At 70.0% G+C, this 17,505-nt stretch carries 16 protein-coding genes; 6 read left to right on the plus strand and 10 right to left on the minus strand.

The window, feature by feature from the left end:
* Window positions 1-8: 8 nt before the first annotated feature.
* Window positions 9-2,396 (minus strand): ATP-dependent zinc metalloprotease FtsH, encoded by a 2,388-nt coding sequence (gene ftsH, locus ABZ195_RS06610; RefSeq protein WP_355215948.1) that lies wholly within the window; start codon window positions 2,394-2,396, stop codon window positions 9-11.
* A gap of 138 nt (window positions 2,397-2,534) precedes the next feature.
* On the opposite strand from ftsH, the gene ABZ195_RS06615 reads away from it, so the two are divergent.
* Both ABZ195_RS06615 and ABZ195_RS06620 read left to right on the plus strand, forming a co-directional pair.
* Entirely contained in the window at window positions 2,535-3,494 is a 960-nt protein-coding gene (locus ABZ195_RS06615) for an alpha/beta hydrolase (RefSeq protein WP_355215950.1), read from the plus strand.
* A gap of 21 nt (window positions 3,495-3,515) precedes the next feature.
* Window positions 3,516-4,241, plus strand: coding sequence for an SIMPL domain-containing protein (locus tag ABZ195_RS06620; RefSeq protein ID WP_355215952.1), 726 nt, complete (start codon window positions 3,516-3,518; stop codon window positions 4,239-4,241).
* Between the two features lie 10 nt (window positions 4,242-4,251).
* On the opposite strand, the gene ABZ195_RS06625 is transcribed toward ABZ195_RS06620, so the two are convergent.
* The 5 genes from ABZ195_RS06625 to dacB are packed head-to-tail and all read right to left on the minus strand — an operon-like array spanning window position 4,252 to window position 10,580.
* Complete coding sequence (locus tag ABZ195_RS06625) at window positions 4,252-6,495, minus strand: molybdopterin-dependent oxidoreductase (RefSeq protein ID WP_355215954.1); 2,244 nt, start codon at window positions 6,493-6,495, stop codon at window positions 4,252-4,254.
* Window positions 6,496-6,535: 40 nt separating this feature from the next.
* Window positions 6,536-7,159, minus strand: coding sequence for a hypoxanthine phosphoribosyltransferase (hpt, locus tag ABZ195_RS06630; RefSeq protein ID WP_355215956.1), 624 nt, complete (start codon window positions 7,157-7,159; stop codon window positions 6,536-6,538).
* Window positions 7,160-8,143: a tRNA lysidine(34) synthetase TilS gene (tilS, locus tag ABZ195_RS06635; RefSeq protein ID WP_355215957.1), complete on the minus strand. Its 984-nt coding sequence runs from the start codon at window positions 8,141-8,143 to the stop codon at window positions 7,160-7,162.
* Complete coding sequence (locus ABZ195_RS06640; protein ID WP_355215959.1) at window positions 8,122-9,195, minus strand: zinc-dependent metalloprotease; 1,074 nt, start codon at window positions 9,193-9,195, stop codon at window positions 8,122-8,124. Before ABZ195_RS06640 ends, tilS begins: the two co-directional genes overlap by 22 nt.
* Entirely contained in the window at window positions 9,177-10,580 is a 1,404-nt protein-coding gene (gene dacB / locus ABZ195_RS06645; protein WP_355215961.1) for a D-alanyl-D-alanine carboxypeptidase/D-alanyl-D-alanine-endopeptidase, read from the minus strand. Before dacB ends, ABZ195_RS06640 begins: the two co-directional genes overlap by 19 nt.
* 136 nt (window positions 10,581-10,716) lie before the next feature.
* On the opposite strand from dacB, the gene ABZ195_RS06650 reads away from it, so the two are divergent.
* From ABZ195_RS06650 to alc, 3 genes are all read left to right on the plus strand, one after another.
* Window positions 10,717-11,205: an inorganic diphosphatase gene (locus ABZ195_RS06650; RefSeq protein WP_355215963.1), complete on the plus strand. Its 489-nt coding sequence runs from the start codon at window positions 10,717-10,719 to the stop codon at window positions 11,203-11,205.
* 87 nt (window positions 11,206-11,292) lie between these two features.
* Entirely contained in the window at window positions 11,293-11,814 is a 522-nt protein-coding gene (locus ABZ195_RS06655) for a 2-oxo-4-hydroxy-4-carboxy-5-ureidoimidazoline decarboxylase (RefSeq protein ID WP_355215965.1), read from the plus strand.
* Window positions 11,815-11,888: 74 nt separating this feature from the next.
* A complete protein-coding gene (alc, locus tag ABZ195_RS06660) occupies window positions 11,889-12,875 on the plus strand; it encodes an allantoicase (protein WP_355216112.1) in 987 nt (328 codons plus the stop codon).
* 10 nt (window positions 12,876-12,885) lie between these two features.
* Here alc and ABZ195_RS06665 read toward each other — a convergent pair whose 3' ends face one another.
* Window positions 12,886-13,257, minus strand: a complete 372-nt coding sequence (locus tag ABZ195_RS06665) for a DoxX family protein (protein ID WP_355215967.1) — start codon at window positions 13,255-13,257, stop codon at window positions 12,886-12,888.
* Between the two features lie 92 nt (window positions 13,258-13,349).
* On the opposite strand from ABZ195_RS06665, the gene ABZ195_RS06670 reads away from it, so the two are divergent.
* Window positions 13,350-13,883 carry a MarR family transcriptional regulator gene (locus tag ABZ195_RS06670; protein WP_355215969.1) on the plus strand — a complete coding sequence of 178 codons (534 nt, stop codon included), beginning with the start codon at window positions 13,350-13,352 and terminating at the stop codon, window positions 13,881-13,883.
* On the opposite strand, the gene lhgO is transcribed toward ABZ195_RS06670, so the two are convergent.
* The 3 genes from lhgO to ABZ195_RS06685 all read right to left on the minus strand — a co-directional run bounded on the left by lhgO (window position 13,824) and on the right by ABZ195_RS06685 (window position 17,430).
* The gene (lhgO, locus tag ABZ195_RS06675; RefSeq protein WP_355215971.1) at window positions 13,824-15,032 is read right to left on the minus strand and encodes an L-2-hydroxyglutarate oxidase; all 1,209 of its coding nucleotides are present in this window, start codon (window positions 15,030-15,032) and stop codon (window positions 13,824-13,826) included. The two genes, ABZ195_RS06670 and lhgO, sit on opposite strands and share 60 nt — an antisense overlap.
* 70 nt (window positions 15,033-15,102) lie before the next feature.
* Window positions 15,103-16,080 carry a 2-hydroxyacid dehydrogenase gene (locus ABZ195_RS06680; protein WP_355215973.1) on the minus strand — a complete coding sequence of 326 codons (978 nt, stop codon included), beginning with the start codon at window positions 16,078-16,080 and terminating at the stop codon, window positions 15,103-15,105.
* 3 nt (window positions 16,081-16,083) lie between these two features.
* Window positions 16,084-17,430, minus strand: coding sequence for an enolase C-terminal domain-like protein (locus ABZ195_RS06685; protein WP_355215974.1), 1,347 nt, complete (start codon window positions 17,428-17,430; stop codon window positions 16,084-16,086).
* Window positions 17,431-17,505: the final 75 nt, after the last annotated feature.

Consider the following 17,505-nt stretch of genomic DNA (forward strand, 5'->3'; position numbering starts at 1 on the left):
GTTTCGGGTCAGCTGGCCGAGGGCTTCGCAGGTCCACCGTCGGAGTCGTCGGCGTCGCCTTGCTGATGCGGCGCCTGTCCACCACCGTGCGGTGCGGGCGCCCCCGGCTGGGGGTACGGCTGATAGGGAGGATATGGCTGCGGATAGGGCTGCTGGTAGCCGCCCTGCTGCGGTGGCGGACCCCAGGCCGGCGGCGGAGGGGGCGGCGGGTACTGGCCGGGACCCTGCGGCGGCCAGCCCGGGGCGTGCCAGTTGGCGGGTGCCCCGTAGTTGGGCTGCGTCGACCCGCCGGGCGCGCCGTTCTGGCCGGGGCCCGACGAACCGTTCTGTCCGCCGTGCGACCCGTTGCCGTTGTTGCCGTTGCCGTTCTGGGCGGTGCCGTTCTGGGCATTGCCGTTCTGGGCATCGGCCGCCCGGCTCGCGGCGGCGATCGCCGCCTTGAAGGCAGGTTCCTTCATCGGCGGCGGCCACGGCTCGCCGCGCTCGATGGCCAGCTCGCCAGGCGTCTTGATCGGCGGCTTCTCCGACGGCACCCGGCCACCGAAGTCGTCGAACATCGTCAGGCGCGGGCGCTTCTTCACGTCGGCGAAGATGGCCGCGAGCTCGGCGCGGTGCAGGGTCTCCTTCTCCAGGAGTTCGCCGGCCAGCACGTCGAGGACGTCGCGGTACTCGGTCAAGATCTCCCACGCCTCGGTGTGCGCGGCCTCGATCAGCTTGCGCACCTCGTCGTCGATGATCTGGGCGACCTCGTGGCTGTAGTCGGCCTGCGTGCCCATCGAGCGGCCCAGGAACGGGTCGCCGTGTTCGGTGCCGTAACGCACGGCGCCGAGCTTGGAGCTCATGCCGTACTCGGTGACCATCGCGCGGGCGATCTTGGTGGCCTGTTCGATGTCGGAGGACGCTCCGGTGGTGGGCTCGCGGAAGATCAGCTCCTCGGCGGCCCGGCCGCCCATCGCGAACACCAGTCGGGCGATCATCTCCGAGCGCGTCATCAGGCCCTTGTCGTCCTCGGGCACGGCGACGGCGTGACCGCCGGTGCGCCCGCGCGCCAGAATGGTGACCTTGTAGATCGGCTCGATGTCGGGCATCGCCCAGGCGGCGAGGGTGTGGCCACCCTCGTGGTAGGCCGTGATCTTCTTCTCGTGCTCGCTGATGATGCGACCCTTGCGGCGAGGGCCGCCGACGACGCGGTCGACCGCCTCCTCGAGGGCTGCGGCCGCGATGACGGTGCCGTTCTCGCGGGCCGTCAGCAGCGCGGCCTCGTTGATCACGTTGGCGAGGTCCGCACCCGACATTCCGACGGTGCGCTTGGCCAACCCGTCCAGATCCGCGTCCTCGGCGATCGGCTTGCCCGCCGAGTGCACGCGCAGCACCGCGCGCCGGCCCGCGATGTCGGGGTTGGACACCGGGATCTGCCGGTCGAAGCGGCCCGGCCGCAGCAGCGCCGGGTCGAGGATGTCGGGACGGTTGGTCGCGGCGATGAGGATGACGCCCTGGCGCTCGCCGAAGCCGTCCATCTCGACCAGCAACTGGTTGAGGGTCTGCTCGCGCTCGTCGTGCCCACCGCCGAGCCCGGCGCCGCGCTGACGGCCGACGGCGTCGATCTCGTCGACGAAGATGATGCAGGGGCTGTTCTGCTTGGCCTGCTCGAACATGTCGCGAACGCGGGACGCGCCGACGCCGACGAACATCTCGACGAAGTCCGAGCCGGAGATGGTGAAGAAGGGCACCCCGGCCTCGCCGGCGACCGCGCGGGCCAGCAGCGTCTTGCCGGTTCCGGGCGGACCGTAGAGCAGTACGCCCTTGGGGATCTTGGCGCCGAGGGCCTGATACCGCGTCGGGTTCTGCAGGAAGTCCTTGATCTCGTAGAGCTCCTCGACCGCCTCGTCGACGCCGGCGACGTCGGCGAAGGTGGTCTTGGGCAGGTCCTTGTTGAGCTGCTTGGCCTTGGACTTGCCGAAGCCGAAGCCCATCCGGCCGCCGCCACCCTGCATGCGGGAGAACATCACGAACAGACCGACCAGCAACAGCAGGGGCAGCAGGTAGATCAGCAACGACCCCAGGATGCTGCCCTGGTTGACCATGGTGTTCGTCTTGACGTTCTTGGCCGTCAGGGCGTTGAACAGGTCGACCCCGTACCCCGTGGGGTACTTGGTGATGATCTTGTCCTTGCCCTCGGTGTCGCCGTTGCCGTTCTTCAGGTCGAGGCGGACCTGCTGTTCGCGGTCGTCGATCTGGGCCGAATTCACGTTGTCGCCGTTGATCTGGCTGACCGCCACCGAGGTGTCGACCGGCGTGTAACCGCGGGTGTCGTCACTGAAGTAGTAGAAGGACCAACCGAGCAGCAGGACGACCGCTATGACGGTCAGGGTGCGGATGACGTTCTTACGGTTCATTCGTTGTCTTAGGCCAGCGGGACTCGTGGGCTGAGTCGGGGCGGGCCGCGTCCTTCCGATAAGCACAGGTTGGGTTCGTCAAGGCTACCGCTTGACCAACGATCGACGGTTCCCGACGTCTCGTGCTTGGCTCAGCCGGTGATCACCCCGACTCAGCGGCTCGTACGGACCAACGGCGTGACGCTGCGGGTGACCGAGGCCGGTGACCGTGGGGCGCCCGTCGTCGTGCTCGCGCACGGCTTTCCCGAGCTGGCATTCTCGTGGCGCCACCAGATTCCGGCCCTGGCCGCCGCCGGGTATCACGTGCTGGCCCCCGACCAACGCGGCTACGGCGGTTCCTCGGCGCCGACGGCGATCGAGGACTACGACGTCGTGAAGCTGACCGGCGACGTCGCGGGGTTGCTCGACGACGTCGGCGCCGAAACGGCCGTCGTCGTCGGACACGACTGGGGTTCGGTCGTGGCGACCAACTTTCCGCTGTTCCACCCGGATCGGGTCTCGGCGTGCGTGACGATCAGCGTGCCCCCCGTACCCCGCCCCCGGGTGCCGCCGACCCAGGCATGGCGTGCCGCGTTCGGCGAGAACTTCTTCTACATCCTGTACTTCCAGGAGCCGGGACCCGCCGATGCCGAACTGGCCGCCGACCCGGCCCGGACCATGCGGCGGCTGATGGGCGGCATGCGCTCGACCGACGACACCAACGTCTTCATCCGGATGGCCACGCCCGGGCCGGAGGGCTTCATCGAGCGGCTGCCCGAGCCGGCCGGCCCGCCCGACTGGATCACCCCGGAGGAGCTCGACCACTACGTCGCCGAGTTCACCAGAACCGGATTCAGCGGAGCGCTGAACTGGTATCGCAACTTCGACCGGAATTGGGAGCTGACGGCGGCCACCCCGTCCCCGACGATCGCCGTGCCGACGCTGTTCGTCGGCGGGACCGCGGACCCCGCGCTGGCGATGACACCACGCGACCGCGTGGGTGATCTGGTGACGGGACCGTACCGGGAGGTGTTGGTCGAGGGCGCTGGTCACTGGCTGCAGCAGGAACGCCCGGCCGAGGTCAACGCCGCGCTGCTGGAGTTCCTGGCGACTGCCTGATGCAACGGTAGGGTGCGTGCCATGCCGAAGCCGCTGACCCGACTGCTCCTCCTCGCCGGGGCGGCGCTGACCGCCGCGGCCGTGGTGGGCTGCGACTCCACCGCGGCTCCCGCGGCGGTGCCGGGGACGGCCGCCCCGAGGCAGGTCACCGTGATCGGCGAGGGCAAGGTCGACGGCACGCCCGACACCCTCGTCATCAGCCTGTCGATCGCCGCGACGGCTCCCGACGCGATCGGTGCGTCCAACCAGACCAGCAGCCGCGCGGCGGCGGTGACCGACGCGGTGGCCGGCCAGGGCGTCGACCGCAAGGACATCAGCACCACGACGGTGACGCTGCAGCCGCAGTACGGCGGTGCCGACAACACCACCGTCGTCGGATACCAGTCCAGCAATTCGATCGACGTCAAGGTGCGCAAGATCGAGACCGGGCCGCAGGTCCTCGGCGTCATCACCACCACCGGGGGTGACGCCACCCGGATCAACTCGGTGACGTACTCGATCGAGGACGACTCCCAGCTGGTCAAGGACGCGCGCGGCCGGGCCTTCGACGACGCCAAGAGCCGGGCTCAGCAGTACGCCCAGCTCTCTGGTCTCGACCTCGGAAGGGTGCTGTCCATCTCCGAGACCGGCGGTGTGACTCCCCCGCCGCCGTCGCCGGTGCGGTACGACGTGGCGGCCGCGGCACCGCTGTCACCGGGCCAGCAGACCGTCGGCTTCGCCGTCACGGTCGTGTGGGAGCTGGGCTGACCCCAGCCCGTCAGACCACCGCGGCGATCTGCACCGGGATTCCGCTGAGCACCGCCGTGCCCGAGAGCGGGTCGACGGTCAGTCCGTCGTTGAGCTGGTTGACGTTCACGCCGGGCTGCCCCGCCGCCACGGCCAGCGCGGTGCCGTCGACGTCATGACCCCAGCCGTGGGGCAGCGACACCACCCCGCGGCGGATGCGGTCGGTCACCTCGACCGGAACCACCAGCTCGCCGCCGGGCCCCTTGATCCTGGCGTCGGTCGTCAGGCCGAGCTCGGTGGCGTCGTCCGGGTGGATCTGCAGCGTGCACCGGTTGGTGCCGCCGGCCAGCGCGGGCAGGTTGTGCATCCAGCTGTTGTTGGACCGCAGGTGCCGCCGGCCGATGAGCACGTAGCCGTCGGACGCGCCGGGGGCCGCCGACACCGACTCGCGCAGGCGGGCGACGTCGGCGACCAGCGGGGCCGGGGCGAGCTCGACCTTGCCCGACGGGGTGCGCAGCACCTCCCGCACGCGTGGGCCGAGCGGTCCGAGGTCGACGCCGTGCGGGGCGTCCTCGAGCGCCTGCAGCGTCAATCCGCCGGGGGTGGCGCCGAAGCCGTCGCCGAAGGGGCCCAGCCGCAACATCATGTCCAGGCGCCGTTGGTAGCCCGGTCCCGCCGGCAGCATCGCCGTCAGTTCCTCGATCGAGCGACCCGCGACCGGCGAGTGCGGGTCGGCCACCTCCTTGCCCAGCGTCGCCGCGATGACCTGATCGTCGACCAGCGACGGGTCGGCGTCTGGGCCGAGCCCGGCGATCGCCAACGCCAGCCGGGACAGGATCTCCGGCTCGTCGGGTTGGCCGTCGTCGAGCGGCAGTACCGGCGGTGAGTAGCGAGCGTTGTTGCGCACCGCGGCGTTGGCCAGCGCGATGTCGTAATGCGCGCTTCGCGAGGGCGGCGGCGGGGGCAGGATCACGTCGGCGTGCCGCGTCGTCTCGTTGAGATAGGGGTCGACGCTGAGCATGAAGTCCACGCCGTCGAGCGCGCGGCTCAGCCGGGCTCCGTCGGGAGCCGAGAGCACCGGGTTGCCGGCGACGGTGATCACGGCCTTCACCTGACCCTCGCCCGGAGTCTCCAGCTCCTCCGACAATGCGGTCACCGGCATCTCGGAGAGCACCTCGGGGAATCCGGAGACCCGGCTGTGCCACCGGCCCACCAGGAATCCGCGGCCGGGGCGCGGCGGTCGCGGCGCCGGTCCGACCGGAGACTGGGGGAACATCACCCCGCCGGGCCGGTCGAGGTTGCCCGTCAAGACGTTCAGCACGTCGACCAGCCAGCTGCCGATCGTGCCGAACTCCACCGTCGAGGTGCCGATCCGGCCGTAGACCGCCGCGACCCGCGCCTCGGCGATCTCCCTGGCCACCGCGCGGATCTCCTCGGCGGCGACACCGCAGTGCTCGGCGACGTGCTCGGGGGCGAACTCCCTGGCCAGCGCCTGCACCTCGTCCACCCCCTCGACGAGGTCGGTCAGGTGGGCAAGGTCGACGAGGTCTTCGTCGAAGAGCGTGTGCACCATCGCGAACAGCAGCGCGGCGTCGGTGCCGGGGCGCGGGGCCACGTGTCGGTCGGCCAGTTCGGCGGTGCGCGTGCGCGCCGGGTCGATCACCGTCAGACGGCCGCCGCGCTTCTTGAGCGCCTTGAGCTTGCCGCCGAAGTCCGCGGCGGTCGCGATGCTGCCGTTGGACACCAGCGGGTTGGCGCCGATGACGACGAGGCATTCGGCGCGGTCGAGGTCGGGCACCGTGAACGCCACCGGATTGCCGAACAGCAGCCCGAGCGCGACGTGCTTGGGCATCTGGTCCAGGGTGCTCGCCGAGTACACCTGCCGCGTGCCGAGACCGCGAATGATCAACGGCACGTACAGGGCCCCGGCGATGGTGTGGGCGTTCGGATTGCCGGCGTAGACCGCGACCGAGGATCCACCGTGCTCGGTCAGCACGGCGCCCAGACCGGCTGCCGCTGCGGCGAAGGCCTCATCCCAACCCACCTCGACGAGTTCGCCGTCGCGCCGGATGAGCGGCCGGGTCAGGCGGTCGGGGTCTCCGTCGAGTTCACCGAAGCTCGCACCCTTGGGGCAGATGTAACCGGCACTGAACACGTCGTCGCGATCACCGCGGGCGGCGACGATCGTGCGGGCGAGATCGTCGACCTCGAGGGTGAGGCCGCAGGTGGCTTCACAGAACGGGCAGATCCTCAACGCGGTACGGGTGTCGGCCATGCCATGCATTGTGCGCAGGACGGGCGTCCCGCGTCGACGATCAGGGGTTCTCGTAGACCTTCGGGTGCAGCAGGCCGATGTAGGGCAGGTCGCGGTAGCGCTCGGCGTAGTCGAGGCCGTAGCCGACGACGAACTCGTTGGGAATGTCGAACCCACACCACGAGATCTCGACGTCGGTGCGCACGGCGTCGGGCTTGCGCAGCAGCGTGCAGACCTTCAGCGACCGCGGGTGCCGCGTCGCGAGGTTGCGCAGCAGCCACGACAGCGTCAGACCGGAGTCGACGATGTCCTCGACGATGAGCACGTCGCGATCGTGAATGTCACGGTCGAGGTCCTTGAGGATGCGCACCACGCCCGACGACGAGGTGGACGACCCGTAGGAGCTGACTGCCATGAACTCCAGCTGCGTGGGCAGCGGGATTGCACGGGCCAGGTCGGTGACGAACATGACCGCACCCTTGAGCACCGTGACGAGCAGCAGGTCCTCGCCACCCTCACCGATCGTCTCGCGGTAATGCGCGCCCACCGTCGCGCCCAGCTCGGTGACGCGCGCGCGAACCTCGGCCTCGGACAGCAGAACCGACTCGATGTCGCCGGGATACGGGTCCGCGGCTGTTGGCTCGGGCACGGCAACAGCGTGCCACGTCACGGCAGCCTCGACCAACTAGACATGCGCGACGGGCTCGGTCCGCAGGATCAGCTCGCCGCCCCGGCGGTCGGCGAACAGCCGCTGCCGCTGCAGCGAGGATCCGACCGCGACACCGCCACGCCCGCGCCAGTCCACGGCGAGGCGGTCCACCCCCCGGATCTGGGCGTCGGTCAGTCCACTGCCGCCGCCGGTAAGCAGCCACGTCCGGATGACCCGGCGGCGCAGCGCAGCGGGCAACCTTGCCAGGGTGGACACGTCGAGCCGTGCGTCGACGCCCTCCCCCGAGACAACGGTGACGAAGGCCTCGGCGGCCAGTTCGTCGAGGGTGTCGGTGTCCTCCCGGAGGCCGGCGGCGGTGCGGGCCAGCGCCTCGGCCACGCCACCACCGAGGACCTGCTCCAGCAGCGGGAGCACCTCGTGGCGCAGCCGAACGCGGGTGAACCGCGGGTCGTCGTTGTGGGGGTCCTGCCAGGGGGCGAGCCCCAGTTCGTCGCACGCCCCGCGGGTGACCGACCGCGCAATCCCGAGGAGCGGCCGGCCCCACGGCGGGTCGTACGGGCGCATGCCGGCGATCGAGCGCGCCCCCGAGCCCCGACCCAGTCCCAACAGCACGGTCTCGGCCTGGTCGTCGAGCGTGTGCGCGATCAGCACGGGCGCCCCGGCACGGGCCTGGTCGAGGGCGGCGTACCGGGCGGTGCGGGCCGCGGCCTCCGGACCGCCTCGACCGTCGACCTGAACCCGGATCACGTGGGCGTCTACGCATCCCAGCTCGATCGCCTGGTCGCGAGCGGCACTCGCCACGGCGTCCGATCCGTCCTGCAGGCCATGGTCGACGATCAGGGCGACGGTCGGCCGCACGTGGGCGGCGGCGGCGGTCAGCGCCAGCGAGTCGGCTCCCCCGGACAACGCCACGCACCAGCGGACCTCGGCGGCGCAGTGGGCAACCGCGAACGCGTCGACCGCCGCGCGAACCGCCGCTACAGGACTCTGGCGATCCATTGGGCTGGCTCGTCGACTTCCGAAGGCAGCGGCAACGTCTCGGGACTGGTCCAGACGGTGTTGAACGCCGCCATTCCGACCTGGCCCACCACGTGGTCGACGAACGCCTTGCCCCGGGTGTACTGGCTCATCTTGGCGTCGAAGCCCATGAGGGTGCGCAGGATGCGTTGCAGCGGAGGCTGTTTGCGCTGACGGCGTTCGTCGAATCGCCGGCGGATGGTGGCCACCGATGGCACCACCTTGGGACCGACGGCGTCCATCACGTGGTCGGCGTGGCCCTCCAGCAGGGTGCCGAGGACGAGCAGCTGGTCGAGCGCCTTGCGCTGCGGCTCGGACTGAATGGCCCGCAGGAAACCGACCACGCCCTCCGAATGAGGTTGCGCCGCTTGCCCTCCTGCCGACCGTCTACTGCGGACGAACTCGCCGAGTCGGCCGACCACCTGGGTGAGCTCCTGCCCGGCCTCGTCGGTGATGACCGCCAGCGAGGACGACATGTGTTCGGCCAGCCAGGGATTGGCGCGAAACTGAACCCGGTGGGTGACCTCGTGCAGGCACACCCAGAGGCGGAAGTCCGCGGGCGGCACTCGCAGCTGACGCTCGACGGCGATCACGTTCGGGTACACCAGCAGCAGTTCACCGCCGTTCGCGGCGAAGGGGTCGTACTGCCCCAGGATGCCCGACGACACGAACGACAGGACGGCCCCGGTCTGCGCCCCGGTGACCCGGCGCCCGACGATGCCAGGCGAGCGTCCAGAACCTTCTGTCTGACCGCTGGTCGTCATGGCGCGCATGGAATTCGTTGCGGCACGCACCCATTCGGCCCGGTCGACGATGCGGGCCTCGGTGATGGCCGCGCCCTCGTTGAGACCCGTCACGTCGCGCACGGGCCCCTCTGCCGCCCGGGCGGACGCGGCCAGTTGGTCGATGGCCTGCCGTTTGGTGTAGTCGGTCACCGGCGGGGCGGGACGCACCAGCTTGGCTCCGACGGTCGCGGCGAAGTCCCAGTCGACGGCATTGCCGACGGTGACGGCGCTCATCGGCTGCACCCGCATGAACGCAGCGCCGAGGCCACCGCGTCGATGGCGGTGCGCCCGGTGGGCCCGGCCCCGTTGGAGATCAGCGAGAAGGTCAACACCCGGCCACTGTCGTCGGTGACGAAACCGGCCAGTGCGTTGGTCCCGGTGAGGGATCCCGTCTTGGCTCGCAGCAGACCCAGCGCGTCACGGCCGGCGTCGGTGTCGGTGAACCGGTTGGAGAGCGTACCGCTGCCGCCGGCGATGGGCAGCAGGTCGACCAGGGGACGCAGGTCGTGGTCGTCGAGGGTCGCGTTGGACGCCGCCGCGGAGACCACCTCGTCGAGCGTCTCGGCCGTCAAGCGGTCGTCCACCGACAGCCCGCTGGAGTCCATCAGCGTCGCGCCGCCGGTGTCGACGCCCGCCTTGGCGAGCTGACCGAGCACCGCCGAGACGCCCCCGGCGAAGCTCTGGGGCTTGCCGACCTCGGCGGCCACCTCGCGACCGGTCGACTCGGCCATCACGTTGTCGGATTCACTCATCATCTGCCGCAGCCGTTCGATCAGCGGCGGGGACTGCACCGCCGCGACCTGAGTGCCCTGCACCGGCGTCGGGCGCAGCGTGACGGCGGCCGGGTCGAGTCCGAGGGCGACGGCCAGGGCGCGGCCGGCGTCGAGCGCGGGCGTGGTCGAGCGGGCGGAGTCGACGCTCACCGGTTGGGTGCGGCCGCCGTCGAGCATGACCGCCTCCATGGGGGCGATGTCGCCGCCGTCGATGTCGAGCGGATCCCAGCCGGGGGCCAGCGTCGGCCCGCTGTAGGCGGTCGCGTCGACCTGGACGACCTTGGGCGCGATGCCGGACCGACGCACCTGGTCGGCGAGGTCGGAGATGCGCGCCGCACCGCGGTACCAGGTGTCGACGTTCTTGGGGGCCGCCGACAGCGTCGGGTCACCGCCCCCCTTGAGCACCACCAACCCCGGTGACGCGGTCTGGTCGGGGGCGACGACGGTCGTCGTCAGCCGGGCGTCGCGGTCCAGCGTCAGCAGGGCCGCCGCCGCGGTCAGCACCTTGTTGGTCGACGCGGGCTGCATGGGCACACCCGCGCCCTGCGCCCACAGCTGCTTGCCGGTCAGGGCGTCGGCGACCCGGCCGGTGAACGCACCGAGGTCGGGGTTGGCGACGACGGGAGCCAGGACGGCCGCGAGACCAGCCGGCGTCGGCACGGGAGCCGAGTCGGCCAATTCCGTGACGGCCGGTGCGGCGGTCGCGGGTGAGGGTCGCGCGGCGACGGCGACCTTCGGCTCATCGGGGGTGCTGCCGCGCGAGGTCGCCACCGCGGCGACGGCGACCACGACGGCCACCAGGAGCAGCACCACGACGCCGACCCACACGTGGGTGGATCGTCGCCACCGCGTGGGTGCCATGAGTCCGATGATCGCTCTCCTGTTTGGGTGGGGCTGCCGCGCCGACCCCACGAGTGCAGGGTATCGCTCGTCTATGGTTGACCCGCGTCGTCACCTGACGACCCCATGACGCTTTGCAGACGAGAAGGAGCCGGCGGTGCAGTTCGACGTCGTCATCGAGATCCCGAAGGGGTCGCGCAACAAGTACGAGGTGGACCACGAGACCGGCCGGGTCAAGCTCGACCGCTACCTCTACACGGCGTTTGGCTACCCCGCCGACTACGGGTTCTTCGAGAACACCCTGGGTGAGGACGGCGATCCGCTCGACGCGCTGGTGCTGCTGCCCGAGTCCGTCTTCCCCGGCTGCATCGTCGAGGCGCGGCCGGTTGCGATGTTCAAGATGACCGACGAGGCCGGCGGCGACGACAAGCTTCTCTGCGTACCGGCCGGGGACCCGCGCTGGGATCACATTCAGGACCTGTCCGACGTGCCGCCGTTCGAACTCGAGGCGATCAAGCACTTCTTCGTGCACTACAAGGACCTCGAGCCGGGCAAGTTCGTCAAGGCCGCCGACTGGGCGGGCCGCGAGGAGGCCGAGGCGGAGTTGCAGCGGTCGGTGGAGCGGTTCAAGACCACGGGTCACTGATGTGGGGGGCCTGCGCCCCGGCCCTGATTTAGCACCGACGTAACACTCGGTAACCCGCCCGTGTCTTCGGGCTTCCATCCTGGTCGTGTGCTGCTACATCAAGGAATCGGCCTCGACGCGTTCAACGCGTTACCCGAGCGCAAGGCCGTTCACGCGCTGTACGAGTGCTGCAACAGCATGACGATGGCCAGGCACCTGGCCTACGGCCGCAGCTACCCGAATCACGATGCGTTGTTCCGGCGCGCCGACGCCCTGCTGTTCGCCCTGCCGGAGTCCGCGGTCGACCAGATCCTCGACGCCTGCCCCGAACTGGGTCGCCGGCCGCGCAGCGAGAAGAGCCAGGACGAGCAGTGCGCGCTGTGGCACGACGACGAGGCCGTGATGGCCAAGCTCGCCAGCTCGGCCCGAACCTACGCCGACCACTTCGGATTCGGCTTCGTGATGTACGTCGGCGGGGTGAGTGCCAAGGCGGTGCTGACGGCGATCACCGACCGCCTGCACAACGACGCCGAGACCGAGCGCAAGGTGGTCCGCAACGAGCTCGCGAAGATCAACCGGTCGCGACTCGAACGCATGCTCGGCCCGGAGGGCGGCTACCAGAACTGGTAGCACGGTCGCTCACTAGGGTTGTGCCCGTGAGCACCCCGACTGAGAACGAGCGGACCCCGTCGCACTTCCTGGCCCTGCCGGACTTGGCCGCCCGACCCGCCGGCGGTGCCGTGGTGTGGGCCAACGACGAACTCTTCGCCGAGCGGGAGAACCTCATCAAGCCCAGGTCGGCGGAGTTCCGGCCCGCCACGTTCGGGCACAAGGGGCAGGTCTACGACGGCTGGGAGACCCGCCGCCGGCGCGACCTGCATCCGGATGCCCACGACGCCGCGATCGTGCGGTTGGGCGTGCCTGGGATCGTGCGCGGGGTGGTCGTCGACACCGCCTGGTTCACCGGCAACTATCCACCGCAGATCTCGGTCGAGGGCGCCTCCGTTTCGGGCTACCCGTCGGTCGACCAGCTGGTCGAGGACACCGAGTGGACGACCCTGGTCGAACGCGCGGACGTCGACGGTGACACCCGGAACCCGTTCGAGGTCGACTCGTCGCGGCGCTGGTCGCACGTGCGGCTGTCGATCTACCCCGACGGCGGCGTGGCCAGGTTCCGCGTGCACGGCGAGGGACTGCTGGACCCGGACTTCGCCGACGGCATGACGATCGACCTGGCGGCGCTGGAGAACGGCGGGCGAATCACGGCCTGCTCCAACATGTTCTACGGCTCACCCAACAACCTCCTGCTCCCCGGCAACGCACGGACGATGGGCGACGGCTGGGAGACCTCGCGTCGCCGCGACTCCGGAAACGACTGGGTGCAGGTGCATCTGGCGGGTCGCGGCACGCTGAACGCCGCCGAGTTCGACACCTCGTACTTCCTCGGCAACGCGCCGGGGGTCGGCAGGCTCTCCGGACGCGACGGTGACGGCGAGTGGTTCGAGATCTTGCCGGCCACCGACCTGCAGCCCGACACCAGGCACCGCTTCCTGATCGCCGACGACCGGCCGGTCACCGAGGCACGGCTCGACGTCTACCCCGACGGTGGCATGGCGCGGGTACGCCTGTTCGGCAGTCTGACCGACGACGGCCTGCAGCGAATCCGCGACGACTGGGCCGCCAGCGCCTGAGGCTCGGGTCCTAGAAGGCCCAGGCGCCGAAGCGACCCCAGGCCACCACCACCGCCACCACCAGAAGCCCGACGGCGGGGAGCGCGCCGGTGACCTCCTTGCGGCGCAGGTGGAAGACGACGGCACCGGCCATCATGACGGCCACGCCGGTGGCGGCCCACGCAACGAGTACCGGCGCGACGTTCACCAGAGCGGGGATGACCAGGCCGATGCCGCCGAGCACCTCGAGGGCACCGATGCCCTTGATGGCCCAGGCGGGAAGTTCGCCGAGTTCCATTCCCTTGTCGGGCAGTTCGGCCTTGGGCGTGATCAGCTTCAGCGACCCGGCGCCCAGCATTGCCAGGGCCAAGATCCCGGCGAGTATCCACAGCACGACGTTCACGACGATCCCTCATCTCTTTTGACTTGACGCTTCAAGTCAAAGCGTAGAACCGATGACTTGAAGCGTCAACTCAATTGACCTAACCTCGTCCCATGACCGAGGTGGGCGACGACGAGCCACGCTGGCTCGGCCACGACGAGCTCGCCTCGTGGAAGGCGTTGATGCAGGTCCTCTTGGCGCTGCCCGCCAAGCTCGACGCCCAGCTCCGCAGCGACTCCCAGCTGCGGCTGTACGAATATCACGTCCTGGCGGCGCTGTCGGATCAACCAACCCGGTCGATCGGCATGAAGGCGCTGTCGGTCGTCACGAACGGTTCCATGTCGCGTCTCTCGCACGTCGTGTCACGAATGGAGGGCCGCGGGTGGGTGGAGCGCCGGCCGCACCCGAACGACGGTCGACTCACCGAGGCACATCTGACCGACGAGGGCTTCGACGCGATCGTCGACGCCGCCCCGGCGCACGTCACGGCGGCCCGCGCCCTCGTCATCGATCGCCTGACACCCGAACAGGTGTCGCAACTCGGCGCCATCTGCCAAGCCATCGCTTCGGCGCTCGACGGCGACGCGTCAGAGCTGCTGAGTCCCGATTGCGGAGGCCAGACCCGCCAGGTGCCGCCCGATCGGTAGGGCGGCCGTCGCGGCCGGCGACGGTGAGTTCAGCACGTGGATCATGCGGTCGGTCCGCTCGACGACGAAGTCGTGGACCAACGTGCCGTCGCGACGGACCGCCTGCGCGCGGATGCCCGCCTCGTGGGGCAGCAGATCCGAAGCGGTCAATTCCGGTGCGTACTTTCGACATTCGCGAAGGTACCGCCGCTTGAAGAGCGAGTTGCCGACTTCTCTGACCCCCAGCCTCGCGTTGGCCCGCGCCACCCGCCAGAGCCCGGGGAACCTCGCCATGCGGGCGACGTCACGTGCGTCGAACGAGAACTTGGGGTAGCCCTCACGTGCCAGCCCGAGGACCGCGCTCGGCCCGACGGTGATGCCACCGGAGATGGTCGGGCTGAGGTGCACCCCGAGGAACGGCAGCTCCGGATCGGGCACCGGGTAGATCAGGCGTCGCACGAATCCCGCTCGCCAGCTTGGCAATTCGAAGTACTCCCCGCGGAAGGGCACGATTTGCACGTCGACCGGCACCCCGGCCAGCTCGGCGAGGCGGTCGGCCTGCAGACCGGCGCACACCACGAGCCGGTCGCACGTCACCGTCGTCGATCGCGTCGACACGGTGACTCCCCCGGGGCTTTCGGAGATCGCGACGACGCGTTGGCCGGTCAGCACCGTGGCACCCGCGGCCCGGACCAGATCCGCCATCGTCGCCGACACCAGCCGGTAGTCGACGATGCCGGTCTTCGGCAGGTGCAGTGCGCCGAGACCGGTGACGTTGGGTTCGAGTTCGGTGAGCTCGTCGCGGCCGATCCGGCGGCACTCGATGCCGTTCACCGCCGCCCGCTCCTCGAGGGCCGCCATGCGCGCGACTTCGGCGGCGGTCGTCGCGACGATCAGCTTCCCGCATTCGTCGAACGCGATGCCGTGCGCGGCGCAGAACTCCTTGGTCGCCCGCTCACCCGCCTTGCAGAACGTCGCCTTGAGACTGCCGGGTTCGTAGTAGATGCCCGAGTGGATGACGCCGCTGTTGTGTCCGGTCTGATGAGACGCGACGTCGGACGCCGCCTCGAGGACGACGACGCTGGCGTCCGGCTCGGCGTCGAGGAGGTGGTATGCGGTGGACAGGCCGACGATGCCGGCGCCCACGACGCAGTAGCGGAACCCACTCATGACTCGACGGTACGTGAGGGTTGTTGGACCGGCGCTCCCACGCGTACAGGCGATGCGTGTCGCCTGAAGGCTATCGGTGGACCACGTTGGACAAGGGCTCTCCGCGAGCGAGTCGGCCGATGTTGGCGGCCACGTCGTCGGTTCGGCCGCGGAACGTGTCCGAGGTGACGCCGGAGGAATGCGGGGTCATGAGCAGGTTGGCGAGTTCGTGGAACGGCAGCGCACTGGGGGTGGACTGACCGCCCGGTGTCGGATAGCGATACCAGACGTCGACGGCGGCCGCGCGAAGCACACCGTCGCGGAGCGCCTCGTAGAGCGCGCTCTCGTCGACCAGTGGGCCGCGGCCCACGTTGATCAAGATCCCGTCGGGACCGATCGCCTGCAGTTCGCGACGGCCGATCAGTCCCTCGGTCGCCGGGGTCAGCGGCGCGGAGAGCACCACGACGTCGGATTCGGCCAACAGTGCGTCCAGTGCCGAGACGTCCCCCGACCACGCCAAGCCGTGGGCGGCGGCATCGACGCGGCCCGATCCCGTGACCGCCGCGCCACTGGAGCCGAGCATCCGAAACGACTCCCAGGCGCGCTGACCGATGTGACCGAATCCGACGAATCCCACCCGGGCGTCCCCCACCGTGGGCAGCTGGCCAATGGATTCGTCGTACACCGACGTCGCCCACACACCGCGACGCAGCGCCCGATCCTGGGCGAGGAAGTCGCGTCGCAGCATGATCGCCGCGGCGAGCACGTACTCCGCGATGGAGCGCTCGTGGTGGAACGTGTTGGCGACCTGCACGCCCGGAGCTAGGGCGTCGACGTCGACCTTGTCGACACCCGCACCGGCGACGTGGATCAGCCGCAACTTCTCCGCTGCCTGCGCCATCGGCGCGGTGAACCTGCTGCCGACGTAGACCTCGACGTCGCGCAGTTCGTCGAGCAGGGTCAGCGGGTCATGTCCGGCGCGCCAGAGCACCTCGACACCGGGCGGCAGGGCCGAGGTGAACCGTTCTCGGTGCGGGGCCAGGTTGGCGTCGGCCAGTAGGATCTTCATGAGTCAGTTCCGTTGCAGAGCTGGGCGTTTGGGGTCGAACGTCCACCCTGGAATCAGGTACTGCATCGCGACGGAGTCGTCGCGTGCACCGAGTCCCTCGGCCAGGTAGAGCTGGTGTGCGGCGGCCACCGCATCCTCGTCGAGCTCGACGCCGAGCCCCGGTTCGTCCGGCACGTCGAGGTATCCGTCGACGATCTCGTACGGCCGCTTGGTGATTCGCTGTCCGTCCTGCCAGATCCAGTGGGTGTCGATCGCCGTCACCTCACCGGGTGCGGCGGCCGCGACGTGGGTGAACATCGCCAGCGAGACGTCGAAGTGGTTGTTGGAGTGCGAGCCCCACGTCAGGCCCCACGCGTCGCAGAGTTGCGCGACGCGTACCGACCCGGCCATCGTCCAGAAGTGCGGATCGGCCAGCGGTATGTCGACCGCGCCCACGCGGATGGCGTGACCGAGCTCGCGCCAGTCGGTGGCGATCATGTTGGTGGCGGTGCGCAGGCCGGTGGCGCGTTTGAATTCGGCCATCACCTCGCGACCGGAGAAGGCCCCCTCGGGGCCGACCGGATCCTCGGCGTAGGCGAGCACGCCGTCGAGTTCGCGGCACGTGCGCACGGCGTCGTCGAGCAACCAGCCGCCGTTGGGATCCAACGTGATTCGCGCGTCGGGGAACCGGTCGGCCAGTGCGATCACGGCCTTGGCCTCGTCCGGGGCGGGCAGCACGCCACCCTTGAGCTTGAAGTCGCGGAATCCGTACCGCTCCCGGGCGGCCTCGGCCAACCGGACGACGGCGTCCGGCGTCATGGCCTCGTCGTGGCGGATGCGCTGCCACTCGTCGGCGTCGGCTGCCTCGTCCGACGGCGACCGGTAGGGCAGGTCGGTCCTGGTGCGGTCACCCACGAAGAAGAGGTAACCGAGGGCCTGCACGCGTCGACGCTGCTGGCCCTCCCCCAGGAGCGCCGCGACGGGCACCTCGAGGTGCCGGCCGAGCAGGTCGAGAAGCGCCGACTCGACGGCCGTCACCGCATGCACGGTGATCCGTAGGTCGAAGGTCTGCTGGCCGCGCCCGCCGGCATCCCGATCGGCGAAGGTGCGACGGATGTCGGCGAGGATCGCGTGGTGCTCGCCGATGCTGCGGCCCTCGACGATGCGACGGGCGTCATCGAGCGTGCGGCGGATGGCTTCGCCTCCGGGGACCTCGCCCACTCCGACGTTGCCGTCGGAGTCGTTCAGGATGACCAGGTTTCGGGTGAAGAACGGACCGTGCGCGCCGCTGAGATTCAACAGCATGCCGTCATGACCGGCGATGGGCACCACCCTCATGGTGGTGACGACGGGGGTGCGCGACGGCCTCATGCTGCCAGCCTACAAACGCTCGTCGATACCCGTCCAACACTCTTATCGCATGGATTGATGCTCGATGTGGATGCC

The sequence above is a fragment of the Mycobacterium sp. NPDC006124 genome (genome assembly GCF_040614235.1).
Classification (GTDB): Bacteria; Actinomycetota; Actinomycetes; order Mycobacteriales; family Mycobacteriaceae; genus Mycobacterium.